This is a genomic window from Azospirillum tabaci, assembly GCF_014596085.1.
Classification (GTDB): Bacteria; Pseudomonadota; Alphaproteobacteria; order Azospirillales; family Azospirillaceae; genus Azospirillum; species Azospirillum tabaci.
This window is the reverse complement of the sequence record NZ_JACCJY010000013.1, coordinates 116,005-134,008: the sequence shown is the minus strand read 5'-3', so window position 1 is coordinate 134,008 and position 18,004 is coordinate 116,005. Positions and strand designations below refer to the sequence as shown.

Sequence of the window (18,004 nt, the reverse complement as noted above, 5' to 3'; positions counted from 1 at the left end):
GCCGCGACCATGACCACCACGCTGCCGAAACCCTTCGACACCGCCCTGGCCGAACGCGGCTTGGAGCGCTGGCGCGCCGAGGCGGCGAACGCCGCGGACAGCGTCGGCGACGATACCGGCGGCGACGCCCTGCGCGCCTGGGCCGAGGCGTACGCCGATTCGGCTGAGGGCCGGGCGCTGATCGACGCGGTGTGCGGCAACAGCCCGTATCTCGGCCAGATCCTGACGCGCGAGTTGCCCTTCGTCCGCGAGATGGTCACGCAGGGGTACGGCGACACCTTCGCGGCGCTGCTGCGCCGGCTGGAGGCGGACTGCGCGGAGGAGCGCAACATCGACCGGCTGATGACCGCCCTGCGCGTCGCCAAGCGGCGGGCGGCGCTGCTGATCGCGATCGCCGACATCACCGGTGCGTGGGAACTGGAGGCCGTCACCGGCGCGCTGTCCGACATCGCCGAGACGTCGGTGCGGATGGCGGCGAACCACCTCCTGCGCCGCGCCGCGGAGGCGGGGACGCTGACGCTGCCGGAACCGCAGCGGCCATGGGTCGGGTCGGGCCTGATCGTGCTTGGCATGGGCAAACTTGGTGCGCGCGAACTCAACTATTCCAGCGATATCGACCTGATCGTCCTGTACGACGACGCCGTCGTGCAAACGCCCCAGCCGGACAACCTCGCCCGCACGTTCATTCGTATCGCGCGCGATCTTGTCCGCATTATGGATGAACGGACCAAGGACGGCTACGTCTTCCGTACAGATCTGCGGCTGCGCCCCGATCCCGGGGCCACGCCGCTCGCGGTGTCCGTCTCGGCGGCCGAAATTTATTACGGCAGCGTCGGGCAGAACTGGGAACGCGCGGCCATGATCAAGGCCCGCCCCATCGCCGGCGATCCGGAAGCGGGGGCGCATTTCCTGCGTTTCCTCGAACCGTTCGTGTGGCGGCGCCACCTCGACTTCGCGGCCATCCAGGACATCCATTCCATCAAGCGTCAGATCAACGCCCACAAGGGCCATCGTGAAGTGACGGTGAACGGCCACGACATCAAGGTCGGCCGCGGCGGAATCCGCGAGATCGAGTTCTTCGCCCAGACCCAGCAGCTCATTTTCGGCGGGCGCGACATCCGCGTGCGCATCGCCCCCACCCTGCTGGCGAATAAGGCGCTCTGCGCCATCGGCCGCGTGCCGGAGGCGGCGGTGGAGGAACTGGAGGAGGCCTACCGTTTCCTGCGCCGGGTCGAGCACCGCATCCAGATGACCGACGACCGCCAGACCCACCAGATCCCGGCCGACGACGAGGGGGTGGCGCATCTGGCGACCTTCCTCGGTTACGTTCAGGTTGAGGACTTCCGTGCGGACCTGCTGGCCCAGCTCGGCCGGGTGGAGGACCGCTACGCCGAGCTGTTCGAGGAGGCGCCGTCGCTGTCCGGCCCCGGCAACCTCGTTTTCACCGGCACCGACGACGACCCAGGAACGGTGAAGACGCTGGCCGGCATGGGCTACCGCGACCCCAGCCGGGTCATCGCCGTGGTCTCCACCTGGCACCGCGGGCGCTACCGCTCCACCCGCTCGGGCCGCGCGCGGGAACTGCTGACCGAGCTGGTGCCGGCCATGCTGAACGAGCTGGCGAAGACCCCTGCCCCGGACGACGCGCTGGTCAAGTTCGACAGCTTCCTGGAGCGGCTGCCGGCGGGGGTCGGGCTGTTCTCGCTGTTCATCGCCAACCCCTGGCTGCTGGCTCTGGTGGCGGAGATCATGGGCACGGCGCCGCAGTTGGCCGAGACGCTGTCGCGCAACCCGTCGCTGCTCGACGCCGTGCTGTCGCCCGACTTCTTCGACCCGCTGCCGGACGCCGAGGGGCTGACGCCGGAGTACCGGCGCTTCATCGCCGGGGCGCACAATTTCGAGGATGTGCTGACCCTGTCGCGGCGCTGGACCAACGACCAGCGCTTCCGCGCCGGGGCGCACATCCTGCGCGGCATCACCGACGGCGACCGCTGCGGCCCCTTCCTCGCCGATCTGGCCGACGTGGTGGTGCCGGAGCTGGCCGCCCGCGTGGAGGAGGAGTTCGCCGCCCGCCACGGCCGCATCCCCGGCGGCGCCTGGGTGGTGGTGGCGATGGGCAAGCTGGGCAGCCGGCAGCTCACCATCACCTCCGACATCGACCTGATCGTGGTCTACGAGGTGCCGCCGGGCACCCGCCAGTCGGACGGGACCAAGCCGCTGGCCCCCAACGAGTATTACATCAAGCTGACGCAGCGTCTGACCAACGCCATCACCGCCCCGATGGCCGACGGACGGCTGTACGAGGTGGACATGCGGCTGCGCCCGTCGGGCAATGCCGGGCCGCTCGCCACCGCGCTGGACGCCTTCACCGCCTATCAGACCAAGGACGCCTGGACGTGGGAGCACATGGCCCTGACCCGCGCCCGCGTCATCGGCGGCGATCCGGCGCTGGCCCGCAAGGTCGAGTCGGCCATCCGCGGCGTTCTGACCGGCCCGCGCGACCCGGCCAAGGCGCTGTGGGACGTCGCCGACATGCGCCGCCGCATCGACAAGGAGTTCGGCACCACCAACCCGTGGAACGTCAAATACGCCCGCGGCGGCCTGATCGACATCGAGTTCACCGCCCAGTATCTTCAGCTCCGCCACGGCCACGCGCATCCGGAGATCCTGTCCATCGCCACCAGCCGCGCCCTGCTCAACGCCGCCGCGGCCGGACTGCTGGCGCCGGAGGTGGCCGAGGAGCTGGTGGCGACGCTGAAGCTGTGGCGCCGGGTGCAGGGCTTCCTGCGGCTGACCACCGACGGCGTGCTCGATCCGCGGCAGGTGTCCCCGACGCTGCGGGAGGGGCTGTCCCGCGCCGCCTTTCCGGACGAGGAGCCGGCGGTTGACTTCGCCGCGCTCGACAGCAGAATCCGGGACATCGCCGCCCGCGCCCACCGCCATTTCGTGGCGCTGGTCGAGGAGCCGGCGTCAAGGCTGCCTCCCCCAGAGACCAACGAAGAAGCCAAACTCCCATGAGCGAAGCCACCAACGCTAGTGAGACCCAAGCGCCCGCCATCGAGGCCGGCACCCCCGCCCCGGACTTCACCATGCCGACCGACGGCGGCGGCAGCGTCACGCTGTCCGCCCTGCGGGGCAAGCCGGTGATCCTGTATTTCTACCCGAAGGACGACACCTCCGGCTGCACGTCGGAGGCCTGCGGCTTCCGTGACCAGATCCCGGACTTCAGCGGGCTGGACGCCGTCATCATCGGCGTGTCCAAGGACAGCGTGGCCAGCCACGACAAGTTCAAGGCGAAGTACGATCTGCCCTTCACCCTAGCCTCCGACAAGGAGACCGGCGTCGCCGAGGCCTACGGCGTCTGGGTCGAGAAGAGCATGTACGGCCGCAAGTACATGGGGCTGGAACGCGCGACCTTCCTGATCGACAAGGACGGCATCGTCCGCAACGTCTGGCGCAAGGTAAAGGTCACCGGCCATGTCGCCGCGGTGCTGAAGGCGCTGCAGGCGCTGTGATCGTTCCGGAATGCGGTGGGGGCATCATCCCCCGCCGCGTCAGCGGACGCCGACCCCGGCGAGGAGGTCGTGCAGGCCATCGAGCGGAACGACGTAGTCCCGCTCGATGATGTTGGGATGACTGTCGGGCTGTTCGATGCAGGCGAGATCGCGATAGCGCATCCCCCGCTGGGCGGCGAGATTCCCGAAGAAGGGCTGCAGAACGCGGCCACGAAGCTCAATCAGGGTGGCGCCCGCCGGAGCGAACAGGATGTTGGTCAAGGCCGCGCCGTGGCAGCCGACGATCAGTTCCGCGCCGCTGAACAGGGCCATCTGTTCCTCGAAGGTGAGGCTTCCCGGATCGACGGCGAGGAAACCAAGCGGCCTCAACGCCTCCGCCACCTCGTCCTGGTTCACGGCGAAGCGCTTTGTGGTGTTCCTCCGCAGGACGAACAGCCGCTTCGCCCCGCTCGGCGCCGGCAGGACGTCGCGGGCGTGGTTCAGCACCACATTCCAGATCGCCACCGCCTGCGACCGCAACGGAAGCGGCACGAGGCAATCGGGATAACCGCTCCAATCGCTGCGGCTGACGTGCAGGTCCAGCGTGTCGAGCTTCAGCCCGGCCATGAAGAGGCGCAGCGAGGCCGCCTGCCACGGGTTGGGAGCGCCGTCCATGATGACCCGCCGCTCCGCGCCGTCCGGGGCGATCGCGCCGAAGACCAGACGCGGCAGGGAATCCAGGCACCAATGGAAATAATTGTCGTTGCCGCCCATCGCCAGATATTTGCCGGGCGGCTCGGGCTGGGCAAGCGCCTTCAGGAAGACCGGCGAGGGGGGCTGCCCCACCATCCCGTAGGCCATCTCATGAAACATGCCGAAATGCGGCCGGAAGCAGCGCAGATCCGGCGTCACCGGGAACATCAGGTGGTTGTTCAGAACGCAGCGGTCGAAGACGGCCGCGACCGGGTTGCCGTCGCTGCCCCGCAGGAGGTGGCCGAGATGCGGGTTGGCCGTCAGATGCTCGACCAGATCGACGCTCTGTATCGTGCCGTCCATGCAACCCCCCATGCCGGTGCCGGTGCAAGCGTCCCGGACTCAGCCGGCGCGGGTCAGGATCTCCTCGGCCAGCGCCTGCATCTCCGCCGCCGCCTGGGTCTTGCGCGCCGCCTCGGTCACCGACAGGCCGGACAGCAGGGTCCCGGCATAGGCGGTGCGGTTGCCGATCTGCGACTCCGCGATGTCCACCGCCGGCGGGTTCACGAGGTCGCGCACCCGCGCGATCAGCTCGTCGGCGATGCGGGCGCGCGGCGGCACGCGGTTCAGCACCAGCAGCAGGCGGCGCTTCTCCTGCGCGGCGAGGTCCAGCGTCGGCTGCACCGCCCACAGGTCCATCGGGCTGGGCTGCACCGGGGCGATGACGAGGCTGGCGGCGCGCACGGCGATGCGGGCTTCCGTCTGGGCGTGGGGCGGGCTGTCGATCAGCACGATGTCGTGGTCGCGGGCCAGCTTCTCGACCTCGGTCTGGGTGCGCCAGCCGTTGATCTGGACGTGGCTGAAGCCGGGCTCCCCGCCCGTGGCCTCCGCCCGCACCGCCTGCCAGCGGGTCAGGCTGCCCTGCGGGTCGATGTCCACCGTGGCGACCGAGCGCCCGAGTTGCATCCAGGCGATGGCGAGATGGGCCACCAGCGTGGTCTTGCCGGCCCCGCCCTTCTGCTGAGCCACGGTGAAGACCTTGCCCGCCATGCCCACACCCATCATTTGGTTGTTTATCGCGCACACCCGTCATAAGGCTTGGACCGAGCCGGCGCAACCGCGCGAATTGACTTCATCCCCCGACGCTTTACAAATCGTCCCGTGACCGACAAGCATCCCGACATCATCCCCGCCACGCCCGCCGGCCTTGCCCGCGCCGGCGAGGCCCTGCGCAGCGGCGAACTGGTCGCCTTCCCGACCGAGACCGTCTACGGCCTCGGCGGCGACGCCACCGACGACCGGGCCGTGGCCGCGATCTTCGCCGCCAAGGGCCGCCCGCAGTTCAACCCGCTGATCGCCCATGTGCCCGACCTGGAGTCGGCCGAGGCCATCGCCGTGCTCGACGAGCGCGCGGTGGAGCTGGCCCACCAGTTCTGGCCCGGCCCGCTGACCCTGGTGCTGCCCCGCCGCGCCGAGGCCGGGCTGTCGCTGCTGGTGTCCGCCGGGCTGGACAGCGTGGCGGTGCGCGTGCCCGCCCACCCGGTGGCGCAGGCGCTGCTCAAGGCCGCCGGCAAGCCGATCGCAGCACCCAGCGCCAACCGCTCCGGCGCGGTCAGCCCGACCGCCCCCCACCACGTCATCGAAAGCCTGGGCGACCGGGTGAGCATGGTGGTGGCCGGCGGGAAGTGCCAGGTCGGGGTGGAGTCCACCGTCCTCGACCTGACCGGCGAGACGCCGGTGCTGCTGCGCCCCGGCGCGGTGCTGCGCGAGGAGATCGAGCGGCTGATCGGCCCCATCCAGCTTTCCGCCGGCAACCCGGACGCCCCCAAGTCGCCCGGCCAGCTGGAAAGCCACTACGCCCCCAACGCCCCGGTGCGGCTGAACGCCACGAGCGCCGAGGAGGACGAGGCGTTCCTGACCTTCGGCCCCGACCGCTTCATCCGCGGCGGCAAGGCCCGGCTGAACCTGAGCCTCCAGGGGGACCTGAACGAGGCGGCGGCGAACCTGTTCGCCCATCTCCGCGCACTCGACCAGGAGGGCGCCCGCGCCATCGCGGTGATGCCGATCCCGGACGAGGGGCTGGGCGTGGCCATCAACGACCGGCTGCGGCGGGCCGCCGCCCCGCGGGGGTGATGGATCGGGGGTAGTGGAAAAACGGACGGCGAGGCGATAAGAGTCTCGCAACGAGCCCCCACCCTCCCGCTTCGCGGGTCCCTCCCTCCCCCGCTTGCGCGGGAGAGGGACAGAAAGCCCCCTCCCCTGCGACAGCGGGGGAGGGTCGGGGTGGGGGCAATGCTCTCTCCAGCCCCCGGACCGTCCGCCCATGACCGCCGCCAGCCCTGCCGCCAGCCTCGCCGCCGTCCTTGACCAGATCCGCGCCGTCGTCGGCCCGAACGGCCTTCTCACCGCGCCGGAGGATATGGCCCCCTACCTGTCGGAATGGCGCGGGCGTTTCAAGGGCAACAGCCCGGCGGTGGTCCGCCCGGCCAACACCGAGGAGGTCGCGGCGGTGGTGAAGATCTGCGCGGAGGCCGGCATTCCGGTCGTCCCGCAGGGTGGCAACACCAGCCTCGTCGGCGGCTCCATTCCCTACGAGGAAGGGCGCGAGATCGTCATCAGCCTGTCGCGGATGAACAAAATCCGCGGCATCGACACGCTGAACTACACCATGACGGTGGAGGCCGGCGTCGTGCTGAAGACCGCGCAGGAGGCCGCGAAGGACAAGGACCGCCTGCTGCCGATGAGCCTGGGGGCGGAGGGCACCTGCCAGATCGGCGGGCTGATCTCCACCAACGCCGGCGGTATCAACGTGCTGCGCTACGGCAACATGCGCGACCTCGTGCTGGGGTTGGAGGTCGTGCTGGCCGACGGGCGCGTCTGGAACGGCCTGCGCAGCCTTCGCAAGAACAACACCGGTTACGACCTGAAGCACCTGTTCATCGGGGCGGAGGGCACGCTGGGCATCGTCACCGCCGCGGTGCTGAAGCTCTACCCGCGCCCGCGCCAGGCGGAGACGGCCTTCATCGCCGTGCCCAGCCCCGCCGCCGCTATCGAACTTCTGGCCCGCCTGCGCGAAGCGTCGGGCGACGCCGTGGCCGCCTTCGAGCTGATGTCGCGCCGCTGCCTGGAGTTCGCGCTTCGCCATGTCGCCGGCACCATCGACCCGCTGTCGGAGCCGTCGCCCTGGTACGTGCTGACCGAGCTGACCGCCGGCACCCAGTCCGACGCCTTCCGCGAGACGGTCGAGGCGGCGCTGGGTGAGGCCTTCGAGGCGGAACTGGCCACCGATGCCACCATCGCCCAGTCGGAGACCCAGGCCAACCAGCTCTGGTTCATCCGTGAGGCCATCGTCGAGGCGCAGAAGTTCGAGGGCGGCTCGATCAAGAACGACGTGTCGGTCCCGGTGTCGCGCGTCGCCGAGTTCATCGAGCGCGCCGAGGCCGCCGTGGCCGCGGCTTGCCCCGGCATCCGCCCGACCCCCTTCGGCCATGTCGGCGACGGCAACATCCACTTCAACCTCAGCCAGCCGGAGGGCGCCGACACCGCCGCCTACCTCGCCCGCTGGGACGAGATCTGCCACGTCGTGAACGAGGTCATCTTCGACCTGGACGGTTCCATTTCCGCCGAGCATGGCGTGGGCCGCTTCAAGAAGGACGAGATGCCGGTCATCAAGAGCCCGGTCGAGTTCGACCTGCTGCGCGCCATGAAGGCGGCGCTCGACCCCAAGGGCCTGCTGAACCCCGGCAAGATGCTGCCGTAAGGGGCGCTGCTCTAAGAGGTGCCCTGCCTGCCCCGTGCGACCTTTCGCGGTTCCGGCCTGTTCGTAGGGAGTCGGTCGGTAACCGCGGAACGGAGGCGGCGATGCTTCTCGCGATGTCGGCGTGGATGCGCCTGATGCTGGGCGAGGCCGAGACGGCGCCGGTGCCCGGCACCTCCACCACAGGCGCCCTGCCGCCGGAGCGGGAGCGCATCCGCCGTGCGGTGCATGAAGCCGTGACCGCCCACCCACTGCACCGCGAGCTGGTCCACACCCACCGGCTGGGCGGCTGCCAGTACTATGCCTTCGCCGGGGCGATTCTGCTGGAGGCTCTGGGCCACGGGCGGGCCGAGGTCGCGCTGGGCCGCGTGGCGTTCCGCAAGTCCGTTGCCCATGGCCGGGCGCGCTGGCTCGGCTATCCGGCGGCGGCCGCCGACGTTCGTCCCCCCGATCCGGCCCAACGGCGGCAGGAGGCGGAATCCTTCCCGTTCCACGCCTGGATTCGCCTGACCGGCCCCGGCGGGCGGCGGTTCCTGATCGATTTCGACCTGACCAACGTGCTGCGGGAGGTGCGGCTGCGCGAGCCGCGCCATGCGGCGGGCCTGCGCTACCAGCCGCCGGCCTTCTGGGGAAGCGCCGCGGCGGCGCACCGGGCGGGGTTGCGGTTCGAGCCGCACCGCCGGCTGACCGCCGACGCGCTGCTGCCCGGCGACCGCCGGGTCTTCGCGGCCATCGCGGCGGAAGCCCGCGATCGCCTCAAGAACGTGTAGCCTGGCGTTCCGCCGCTCAGGCGGCGGTCGCGGTCGTTTCCGTCGTACCGGCGACGGTCCCTTGCCCGACCACCTTGGACAGGCCCAGCCCGAGGCCCAGCCCGGTGTGCTCGTTCTGATCCGTACGGACCGGCTGGTCGCGCATGCGGCGGTTGTCCTTGTCCTCGCCGTCCTGGCGGCGGCCGCGGGCGGGCTTGCCGGAAATGCTGTCCACCTCGTCCGGCGTCTCCAGCGCGTTCAGGGCCAGCACGTGGTAGATCGACAGCGGCGTGCCGTTCAGGGCCTTCTGCGGCATGCTGGGCACCTGGGTCGTGAAACCGTCCGGCATGTCCTGGCGGCGCACCCGGTCGATGGCGGTCTGGGCCGGCGCGAAGTCGGCGTTGGGCGTCTCCGCGAATTTCGTCGCGAAGCGGTCGTAGATGTCCTTCAGCGACTTGGCCCGCCCGGTGTCCTTGTCGAAGAACACCGCCTTGTTGGCCGAGGCGGCGTCGGGGAAAAGCTCCTTGGCGGCGCGGTTGGGGTTGTCCTGCATGGCGTTCAGGAACTTCGACGCTCCGCCCGCCCCCAGGAAATGCGCCATGTAGAGTTCGGTGGAGCCGACCTTCCCTTTGACCGTGTCCTCCAGATACTCCTTGTTGTCGCGGGTGTATTCCGCGGCCATCAGGGCCGAGGCGTTGGGGTCCTTGCGCAGGTCCAGGATCTCGCGCTTCAGGTCGGGATCGGTGACGTAGGGGCGTCCGTCGCCGCGCGTCTGGATCGCGTTGGCGTATTTGGCATAGCCGTGGTCCGCCCCATGGTCGCGCATCGTCGCCAGCCACGTGCTGTCGATGAACTGGTAGAGCCCGGTCGCCGAGGAGGAGGAGGACTTCACGTCCGTCCGGTACCCGCTCTCCACGGCAGCTTTTTCCATGAGGTAGGAAAAATCGACCCCGGTCTTGGCGCTGGCGTTGCGGACCGCCGCCTCGACATTTTCCGGCCCGCGGGTGGTCTTCGCGGCCTGGACGGCAGATTCGGCCTGACGGGCAAGGGCGGCGGCGATGGTCATGGGAGGAACCCCTGTGAGCGGTGCTGCCCCACTCTTGCAACCGCGATGCCAAGTCCGGCGCCCTCTCCTGCGTCGCAGGCGCGCTGTTCGCACCGCAACCCAGATGCCAATATTCATGCCCGACGGCGAGGCTCGCCATGCACCATTCGGTACGGTATGGTGACGCGCACGTAAACGCCCAAGAAGCATTCACGCACAACCGGGTCACGGGAGGCCGCTCCATCCATGATTCCCTACACCGCTCCGGTCGATGACCTCCGCTTTGTCCTGAACGAGGTGGTCGGCCTCGAAACGGTCGCCGCGCTTCCGAACTGCGATTCGGCGGCCCCCGATCTGGTCGACGCCGTGCTGGAGGAAGCCGGCAAGTTCGCCTCCGGCGTTCTCGCCCCGCTGAACCGGGTCGGCGACAAGGAAGGCTCGGTGCTGGAGAACGGCGTGGTCCGCACGCCGACCGGCTGGAAGGACGCCTACAGCCAGTTCATCGAGAGCGGCTGGAACAGCCTTCCCTTCGAGCCGGAGTATGGCGGACAGGGCCTGCCCTGGACCGTGGCCTTCGCGGTGAACGAGATGTGGCAGGCGGCCAACCTGTCCTTCGGCCTGTGCCCTCTGCTGACCCAGGGCGCCGTCGACCTGCTGACCGAGCACGCCAGCGCGGAGCAGAAGGCGCTCTATCTGCCGAAGATGATCGCCGGCGAGTGGAACGGCACCATGAACCTGACGGAGCCGCAGGCCGGCTCCGACCTCGCCGCCGTGCGCACCCGCGCGGTGCGGGCGGAGGACGGGACCTACCGCATCACCGGTCAGAAGATCTTCATCACCTACGGCGAGCATGACCTGACGGACAACATCGTCCATCTGGTGCTGGCCCGCCTGCCCGACGCGCCTCCGGGCATCAAGGGCATCAGCCTGTTCATCGTGCCGAAGTTCCTGCCGAACGCGGACGGCACGCCGGGCGCGCGCAACGACCTGCGCTGCGCCAGCCTGGAGCACAAGCTGGGCATCATGGCCAGCCCCACCGCGGTCATGGCCTTCGGCGACGACGGCGGCGCCACCGGCTTCCTGGTCGGCCAGGAGAACCGCGGCATCGAATACATGTTCACCATGATGAACAACGCCCGCCTCGGCGTCGGCATCCAAGGCGTGGCGATCGCCGAGCGCGCCTACCAGCAGGCCCGCGACTACGCCAAGGGCCGCGTGCAGAGCAAGGATCTGGCCGACCCGAAGGGCTCCGGCGTCGCCATCATCCGCCACCCGGACGTGCGCCGGATGCTGCTGGACATGCGCGCCAAGACGGAGGCCGCCCGCGCGCTGGCGCTCTACGCCGGCACCCAGCTCGACGTGTCCCGCCACCACGAGGACGCCGCGGTACGCGCCGCCGCCACCGCCCGCGTCGACATCCTGACCCCCATCGTGAAGGCGTGGAGCACCGACATCGGCTGCGACGTCGCCTCCACCGGCGTGCAGATCCACGGCGGTATGGGCTTCATCGAGGAGACCGGCGCCGCCCAGCATTACCGCGACGCCCGCATCACCCCGATCTACGAGGGCACCAACGGCATCCACGCCAACGATCTGACCTTCCGCAAGACCGGCCGCGACGGCGGCGAGTCGGCCCGGACCTTCATCGCGGAGATGCGCGCCACGGTGGCGGAGCTGGAGAGCGTCCCCGGCGACGACATGGAGGCGATCCGCACCAACCTGTCCGCCGGTCTGGACGCGCTGGAGCAGGCGGTGGCCTGGGTGGTCAAGACGCAGGCCGACGGCGACCTGCGCGCCGCCGCGGCGGGGGCCGTGAACTATCTGAAGCTGTGGGGCACGGTGGCCGGCGGCTGGATGCTCGCCCGCTCCGCCGCCAAGGCGCTGGAGGGGCTGCGCCAGCCCGGCGCCAACGCCCCCTTCCTGGAGGCCAAGCTGGTCACCGCCCGCTTCTACGCCGAGCAAATCCTGGCCCAGGGGCCGGGCCTGCTGCTGCCGATCCTGACCGCCCACCGCACGGTCATGGCGCTGAGCGAGGAGCAGTTCTAAGCAAGGTCATGCCCCATCACTATGGCGGTTCGGCCACAGCAAGCTGAAACGCGGCCGGCGCCCAACGCCGGCCGCAACCTTTGCGGTTAATCCGCGTTCCCCATTCGATCGAGACGTCTCAAAGGGGAAACGCCGCATGCGCACCGCCGCCCTTCTCGCCTTCACCCTCGCTGCTGCCGGAGCCTCCGCCGCCACCGCCCAGACCATGGACGGTCCGGCCGAGTCCCCCTTCCACGTCGGCGCGCAGGCCAGCACGCTGGGTCTGGGGCTGGAGGCCGGCTACCGGGTGAATCCGATGTTCGGGCTGCGCCTGGGCGGCAACATGTTCACCTCAGCACCGACCGCGGCATCTCCGGCGTCGATTACGACCTGGATGTGAAGCTGCGCAGCTTCGGCGCGGTGCTGGACGTCTATCCGGTCGCCGGCACCGGGTTCCGCATCAGCGGCGGCGCGCGGATCAATTACAACAAGGCCGACCTGACCGGCACCCTGTCCGGCCCGCGCAGTTTCGGCGGGGTGGTGGTCACGCCGCAGCAGGCCGGCCAACTTGACGGCGAGGCCAAGTTCGACCGTTTCGCCCCCTATGCCGGCGTCGGCTACAACGGCACGGTGTTCAGCCCGAATTTCAGCGTCGGCGTGGATCTCGGCGTGCTGTTCCAGGGCAAGCCGCGCGTCAGCCTGACCGCCCCCGGCGTGGCGACCACGCCGGTCATCGCCGCCGTGCTGGAGGACCAGCGCCGCGAGGTGGAGGATTCGATCCGTGCCGCCCGCTTCTGGCCGGTGGTCTCCATCACCGCCTCCTACCGCTTTTGATGGAGGGCGGGCACCAACCGCCACCGTGAACCGTTACGCCTCCATGGATCAACTGTGGAGACCAGTCCATGGCTCATCGTAACGGGATTCGCACCGCCGTCCTTGCCCTGCCGCTGCTGGCCCTGCCGCTGCTGGCCGCCTGCGACGACCAGCAGTCGGCGGAGAAGACCGGCCAGGAGATCGGGCGCGCGGTGGACCAGACCGCCGAGCGCGTGGGCGAGGCCGCCAAGGGCATCGGCGCCGAGGCCGGCCGCATGATGCAGGACGCCGGCGCGGCCATCCAGCAAAAGGCCCGCGACGCCAAGGACGACATCAACCGGGAGACCGCTCCCGAGAAGCCCTGACGCGTCCTACGCGTTCGCCGGCCCGCGCAGCGTCCGCCACGCGCAGATCGCGGCGTAGTAGGCGCTGCTGGCCAGCCAGACATACCAGACGGCGTCGGGGCGGTCCGGATACAGGACCACCAGCGCCGCGCTGGAGGCCAGCCAGGCGCCGCTGACCAGAAGATTCAGGCGCATCCAGCGGCGCACCCGGAAGGGATGCAGGAATTTGACCGTCGTGAAGGTCAGCAGGCCGAGGACCAGCACCACGGCCGTGTTGATCCATGGGTCGAGCGCCAGAATCCACAGATAGAGCGCGACCACGTTCCAGATCGCCGGGAAGCCGACGAAATAATAGTCGCCGCTCTTCATCCCGGTGTTCGAGAAGCAGTAGAGCGAGGTCATCATGATGAAGGCGGCCAGCGCGACGCCCAGCCCGTCGGGAAGCAGGCCGAAGCGGTACATGAAGACCGCCGGGACGACGACGTAGGTCAGATAGTCGATCACGAGGTCCAGCGCCGACCCGTCGATGCCCGGAAGCACCTCCTTCACAGAGGCGCGGCGGGCCAGCGTGCCGTCGACCCCGTCGACCACCAGCGCCAGCCCCAGCCAGCCCAGGCACGCCTTGGCCTCGCCGTTGACCGCGGCGAGCAGCGCCAGCAGCCCCAGCACCACGCCGCTGCCCGTGAAGGCGTGCACGCCCCAGGCCGACAGCCGTCGCACGATCCCGTAACCGCCGTCGCGACGGTGGCTGTCGGCCTTGAAACCGCCTTCCTTCAAACCGGTGTCCACTGGATGCCTCTTCGTCCCGTTGGCGCCAACCTAGCCATACGGCGCGAAAAGTCCAAGCGGGTCGGTGGTCCCTCTTCCAGCCTACTCCGCCGCGCGAGCCGCAGCACCCGGCGCCTGGGCGGGGCCAGCGAAGGCCGGGCTGTCCCGCAGCGCGTCGGGTTTCGGGCCGCCGGTCGCCCAGTCGAGCAGCTCCACCGTATGGACGACGGGCAGCCCGGTCCCCGTGGCGATCTGGGTGATGCAGCCGAGGTTGCCGGCGGCGATGGCGGCGGCCTTCGTGCTTTCGATGTTGCGGACCTTGCGGTCGCGCAACTGCACGGCGATCTCCGGCTGGAGCATGTTGTAGGTGCCGGCGGAGCCGCAGCAGATGTGCGCCTCCGGGATCTCCTTCACCTGGAAGCCGGCGCCGCGCAGCAGATGACGCGGCGGGTCCTTGATGCGCTGGCCGTGCTGCATCGAGCAGGCGGAGTGGTAGGCGATGGCCTGCCCCGTCTCGATCACTGGGGCGGACAGTCCGACCTCCGCCAGGAACTCCGTCACGTCGCGGGCGATGGCCGCCACGCGCAACGCCTTGGGCGCATACTCCGCGTCCTCGCGGAACTGGTAGGCGTAGTCCTTCACCGTGGTGCCGCAGCCCGAGGCGTTGATGATGATGGCGTCCAGCCCCTCCCCGTCCATCTCGGCGATCCAGGCGTCGATGGTCTTCCGCGCCGAGGCGTCGCTGAGATCGGTCTTGCCCATGTGATGGGTCAGGGCGCCGCAACAGTCGGCCCCCTTGGCCACCACCACCTCGACCCCCTGGCGGTTCAGCAGGCGGATGGTCGCCTCGTTGATCTGCGGGGCCAGCACCTGCTGGGCGCAGCCGACGAGCAGGGCGGCGCGCTTGCGGCGCGGCCCGACCGCCGGATGGGTCCCTGGACGGTCGCTGTGGCTCGGCCCCGGCACCGTCTTCGGAGCCAGCGCCAGCAGCGCGCCCAGCCGCCCCGGCAACAGCCCGGCGAAGGGCTTGCCGAACCAGGCGGCGATCAGGGCCAGACGAAAGAGCCGCGGGTTGGGCAGCACGCGGGCCAGCAGGTCGCGGATGGCGCGGTCGGCGGGCGGGCGGGCGTGGGTCGCCTCGACATGGGCACGGGCGTGATCGACCAGATGCATGTAATTGACGCCCGACGGGCAGGTCGTCATGCAGGACAGGCAGGAGAGGCAGCGGTCGATGTGCTTCACCTGATGCTCGGTGGGCGGCCCGCCCTTCTCCAGCATGTCCTTGATCTGGTAGATGCGGCCACGCGGGCTGTCCAACTCGTCGCCCAGCAGGACGTAGGTCGGACAGGTCGCCGTGCAGAAGCCGCAATGGACGCATTTGCGCAGGATCGCCTCGGAATCCCGGTAATCGGCGTTGGCGAGCTGGGTGAGCGTGAAGTTCGTCTGCATGGATGCCTTACACTCCCGCGTACATGCGGCCGGGGTTCAGGATGCCGCAGGGATCGAAGCTCTCCTTCACCCGGCGGCTCAGCGCCATCACCGGGTCAGGCAGGGGGTGGAACACCTCCGCCGTGGTCCGCACGTCCTCGGGCGCACGCACCAGAGTCGCGTGGCCGGCGGTGCCAAGCGCGCCGCGGATCGCCACGGCGGTATCGGGGGTTGGCGCCACCGCCGCCCAGAGCAGCCCGCCGCCCCAGTCGAAATACAGCTCCGCGTCCAGCGCCCAGCGGATCGACTCCGCCACGCGCGGCCCTTCGGAGGGCTGGACGGAGATTTTCCAGACGTGGCGCGAATCCTGGTCTCCACCCCGGCCCTCTTCCGCTGACGCCGGGGAGGTGGCAGGGCAAAAATACGCCACGTCCCGAATCTCCCTCCACACCGCCAGCGACTCGTCCCGGTCCAGCACGGCGTCGGCGCCAAGCTCCTCCTTCAGCGCGGCGACGCGGGCGGTGACGGACGGGCCGAAGCCCTCCACCCGCACCAGCGTGACCGCCCCGCCCACCGCGGCGACCGCCCGCACCTGCGACCGCGCTGCCACCGCGGCCGGCAGATGGGCGGCACCGGACACGTCATAGGGACTCTGCAACGCCGCGGTCAGCGCCGCGACGGCCCCGGCATCCTCGCGCCCGGCCAGCAGCAGCGTCCGGCAATCCTCCGGCGCCGGCAGCACCTTCACGGTCAGCTCGGTCAGCGCGGTCAGCGTGCCGAAGGACCCGGCCATCAGCTTGGGCACGTCGTAGCCGGTGACGTTCTTCACCACCTTGCCGCCGCCCTTGTAGAGGTCGCCGCGCCCGTTCACCCCCTCGATGCCCAGCGTGTGGTCGCGGGCGGAGCCGGCGCTGATGCGCCTTGGCCCGGCCATCCCGCTGGCCACCACCCCGCCCAGCGTCCCCTGCCCCTCCGGCTGTCCGAACAGCGGCCCGAGGTCCTGCGGCTCAAAGGCGAGCTGCTGCCGGCGCTCCGCCAGCATCGGCAGGATTTCGGCCATCGGGGTGCCGGCCTTGGCGGTCAGCACCAGTTCCTCCGCCTCGTAGGCGACGACTCCGGACAGGCCGGAGAGGTCCAGCGTGTAGGCGGTCTGGATCGGACGCCCGAGGCCGCGCTTGGACCCAGAACCGGCGACGTCCAGCGGCGTTCCTTCCGATAAGGCCCAGCGCACGGCGTCGGCGGCCTGGGCTGCCGAGTCGGGCTTGACGGTGGTCACGGTCATGCGGGTGGCCTCAGAATGGGGGCTCAGAATCGAGGAATGTCGGGGAAGCGCAGCTCCCCCTTGTGGATGTGCACGCGGCCCAGTTCGGCGCAGCGGTGCAGCTTGGGGAAGACCTTGCCGGGGTTCAGCAGCCCGTCGGGGTCGAAGGCGCATTTGATGCGCTGCTGCTGATCGAGATCGACCTCGTCGAACTGGTCGGTCATCAGGTCGCGCTTCTCCACCCCGACGCCATGCTCCCCGGTCAGCACGCCGCCGACCTCGACGCACAGGCGCAGGATGTCGTTGCCGAAGGCCTCCGCCCGCTCCAGCTCGCCCGGCTTGTTGGCGTCGTAGAGGATCAGCGGGTGCAGGTTGCCGTCGCCCGCATGGAAGACGTTGGCGACCCGCAGGGCGTAGCGGTCGGACATCTCCTGCATGCGGTGCAGCACCAGGGGCAGCGCCTTGCGCGGGATGGTGCCGTCCATACAGTAGTAGTCCGGGCTGATGCGCCCCACCGCCGGGAAGGCCGCCTTGCGCCCGGCCCAGAAGGACAGCCGCTCCTCCTCCGAGGTCGAGACGCGGGAGTAGCAGCAGCCTTTGGACCGCGCGATCTCCGCCACCTGATCGATCAGATGGTCCACCTCCGCCGCCGGGCCGTCCAGCTCGACGATCAGCAGGGCCTCCACGTCCAGCGGGTAGCCGGCATGGACGAAATCCTCCGCCGCGTGGATGGCCGGCTTGTCCATCATCTCCATGCCGCCGGGGATGATGCCCGCGGCGATGATGGCGGCCACGCAGTCGCCGCCCTGCTCGCTGGTCGGGAAGCCGATCAGCACCGCGCGGGCGGTGGCCGGCTTCTTGAGGATGCGCACCGTGACCTCGGTCACCACCCCCAGCAGCCCTTCGGAGCCGGTGACGACGCCCATCAGGTCGTAGCCGCCGGCATCGAGATGCTTGCCGCCCAGCCGCAGGATGGTGCCGTCCATCAGCACCATCTCCAGCCCCAGCACGTTGTTGGTGGTCAGCCCGTATTTCAGGCAATGCACCCCGCCGGAATTCTCGGCGATGTTGCCTCCGATGGTGCAGGCGATCTGGCTGGAGGGGTCGGGCGCGTAATAGAAGCCCTCGTGCGCCACCGCGTTGGAGATGCCGAGGTTGGTCACCCCCGGCTGCGTCACCACGCAGCGGTTGGCGACGTCGATGTCGAGGATGCGGTTGAACTTGCCCATCCCCAGGAGCACGCCGTCGGCCAGCGGCAGGGCCCCGCCCGACAAGGACGTGCCGGCGCCGCGCGGCACCACCTTCACCCCCATCGCCTTGCAGGTTCTGAGCACTTGGCTCACCTGCTCCGTCGTGCTGGGGAGCACCACAACCATGGGAAGTTGGCGGTAGGCGGTCAGCCCGTCGCATTCATAGGCGCGCAGTTCGCTTTCGTCGGCGATCACCCCCTCGCCGGGCACGATGGCCCGCAGCGCTGCGATGATTTCGCGTCGGCGCGCGATGACGCCGTCGTCGGGCGCTGGCATCCGCATGGCCGGCCGTCCTCCCCCTCTTTTCGGTCGCCGGGGTTGTTCCTGCGGCGTTCCTCTTTCAGAGGTAGCATCGAAGCCGCGCCGGCACCAGTCCC

16 protein-coding genes are annotated in these 18,004 nt (G+C 69.9%); 9 read left to right on the top strand and 7 right to left on the bottom strand.

Annotated features, from left to right (window positions below):
• Positions 1–9: 9 nt before the first annotated feature.
• Together H0B54_RS13935 and bcp are read left to right on the top strand one after the other, a co-directional pair.
• A complete protein-coding gene (locus H0B54_RS13935) occupies positions 10–3,018 on the top strand; it encodes a bifunctional [glutamine synthetase] adenylyltransferase/[glutamine synthetase]-adenylyl-L-tyrosine phosphorylase (protein WP_188260810.1) in 3,009 nt (1,002 codons plus the stop codon).
• Positions 3,015–3,515 (top strand): thioredoxin-dependent thiol peroxidase, encoded by a 501-nt coding sequence (bcp, locus tag H0B54_RS13930; RefSeq protein WP_188260809.1) that lies wholly within the window; start codon positions 3,015–3,017, stop codon positions 3,513–3,515. Before H0B54_RS13935 ends, bcp begins: the two co-directional genes overlap by 4 nt.
• A gap of 39 nt (positions 3,516–3,554) precedes the next feature.
• On the opposite strand, the gene H0B54_RS13925 is transcribed toward bcp, so the two are convergent.
• Together H0B54_RS13925 and parA are read right to left on the bottom strand one after the other, a co-directional pair.
• The gene (locus H0B54_RS13925; RefSeq protein ID WP_188260808.1) at positions 3,555–4,550 is read right to left on the bottom strand and encodes a glycosyltransferase family 61 protein; all 996 of its coding nucleotides are present in this window, start codon (positions 4,548–4,550) and stop codon (positions 3,555–3,557) included.
• Between the two features lie 39 nt (positions 4,551–4,589).
• A complete protein-coding gene (gene parA / locus H0B54_RS13920) occupies positions 4,590–5,237 on the bottom strand; it encodes a ParA family partition ATPase (RefSeq protein WP_188260807.1) in 648 nt (215 codons plus the stop codon).
• Between the two features lie 111 nt (positions 5,238–5,348).
• On the opposite strand from parA, the gene H0B54_RS13915 reads away from it, so the two are divergent.
• From H0B54_RS13915 to H0B54_RS13905, 3 genes are all read left to right on the top strand, one after another.
• On the top strand, positions 5,349–6,320 hold the full coding sequence (locus H0B54_RS13915) for an L-threonylcarbamoyladenylate synthase (protein WP_188260806.1): 972 nt from the start codon (positions 5,349–5,351) through the stop codon (positions 6,318–6,320).
• 190 nt (positions 6,321–6,510) lie between these two features.
• Positions 6,511–7,947, top strand: coding sequence for an FAD-binding oxidoreductase (locus H0B54_RS13910; RefSeq protein ID WP_188260805.1), 1,437 nt, complete (start codon positions 6,511–6,513; stop codon positions 7,945–7,947).
• Between the two features lie 101 nt (positions 7,948–8,048).
• A complete protein-coding gene (locus tag H0B54_RS13905; RefSeq protein ID WP_188260804.1) occupies positions 8,049–8,714 on the top strand; it encodes a hypothetical protein in 666 nt (221 codons plus the stop codon).
• 16 nt (positions 8,715–8,730) lie between these two features.
• Here the strand turns inward: H0B54_RS13905 and H0B54_RS13900 are convergent, their stop codons facing one another.
• Positions 8,731–9,759, bottom strand: a complete 1,029-nt coding sequence (locus H0B54_RS13900; protein ID WP_188260803.1) for a lysozyme family protein — start codon at positions 9,757–9,759, stop codon at positions 8,731–8,733.
• A gap of 225 nt (positions 9,760–9,984) precedes the next feature.
• Here H0B54_RS13900 and H0B54_RS13895 point away from each other — a divergent pair, with 225 nt between their 5' ends.
• The 4 genes from H0B54_RS13895 to H0B54_RS13880 all read left to right on the top strand — a co-directional run bounded on the left by H0B54_RS13895 (position 9,985) and on the right by H0B54_RS13880 (position 12,941).
• Positions 9,985–11,784 carry an acyl-CoA dehydrogenase gene (locus tag H0B54_RS13895; protein WP_188260802.1) on the top strand — a complete coding sequence of 600 codons (1,800 nt, stop codon included), beginning with the start codon at positions 9,985–9,987 and terminating at the stop codon, positions 11,782–11,784.
• A gap of 136 nt (positions 11,785–11,920) precedes the next feature.
• The gene (locus H0B54_RS13890; RefSeq protein WP_188260801.1) at positions 11,921–12,163 is read left to right on the top strand and encodes a hypothetical protein; all 243 of its coding nucleotides are present in this window, start codon (positions 11,921–11,923) and stop codon (positions 12,161–12,163) included.
• Positions 12,160–12,597 carry a hypothetical protein gene (locus H0B54_RS13885; RefSeq protein WP_188260800.1) on the top strand — a complete coding sequence of 146 codons (438 nt, stop codon included), beginning with the start codon at positions 12,160–12,162 and terminating at the stop codon, positions 12,595–12,597. Before H0B54_RS13890 ends, H0B54_RS13885 begins: the two co-directional genes overlap by 4 nt.
• 68 nt (positions 12,598–12,665) lie before the next feature.
• Complete coding sequence (locus H0B54_RS13880) at positions 12,666–12,941, top strand: hypothetical protein (protein WP_188260799.1); 276 nt, start codon at positions 12,666–12,668, stop codon at positions 12,939–12,941.
• A 6-nt stretch (positions 12,942–12,947) separates the two neighbouring features.
• On the opposite strand, the gene pcsA is transcribed toward H0B54_RS13880, so the two are convergent.
• The 4 genes from pcsA to H0B54_RS13860 form a co-directional block, all read right to left on the bottom strand.
• On the bottom strand, positions 12,948–13,709 hold the full coding sequence (gene pcsA, locus H0B54_RS13875; RefSeq protein WP_343068938.1) for a phosphatidylcholine synthase: 762 nt from the start codon (positions 13,707–13,709) through the stop codon (positions 12,948–12,950).
• Positions 13,710–13,790: 81 nt separating this feature from the next.
• Complete coding sequence (gene glcF / locus H0B54_RS13870; protein ID WP_188260798.1) at positions 13,791–15,137, bottom strand: glycolate oxidase subunit GlcF; 1,347 nt, start codon at positions 15,135–15,137, stop codon at positions 13,791–13,793.
• 7 nt (positions 15,138–15,144) lie between these two features.
• Complete coding sequence (gene glcE, locus H0B54_RS13865) at positions 15,145–16,398, bottom strand: glycolate oxidase subunit GlcE (protein WP_188260797.1); 1,254 nt, start codon at positions 16,396–16,398, stop codon at positions 15,145–15,147.
• A 23-nt stretch (positions 16,399–16,421) separates the two neighbouring features.
• Complete coding sequence (locus tag H0B54_RS13860) at positions 16,422–17,909, bottom strand: FAD-linked oxidase C-terminal domain-containing protein (protein WP_188260796.1); 1,488 nt, start codon at positions 17,907–17,909, stop codon at positions 16,422–16,424.
• Between the last annotated feature and the right edge of the window lie 95 nt (positions 17,910–18,004).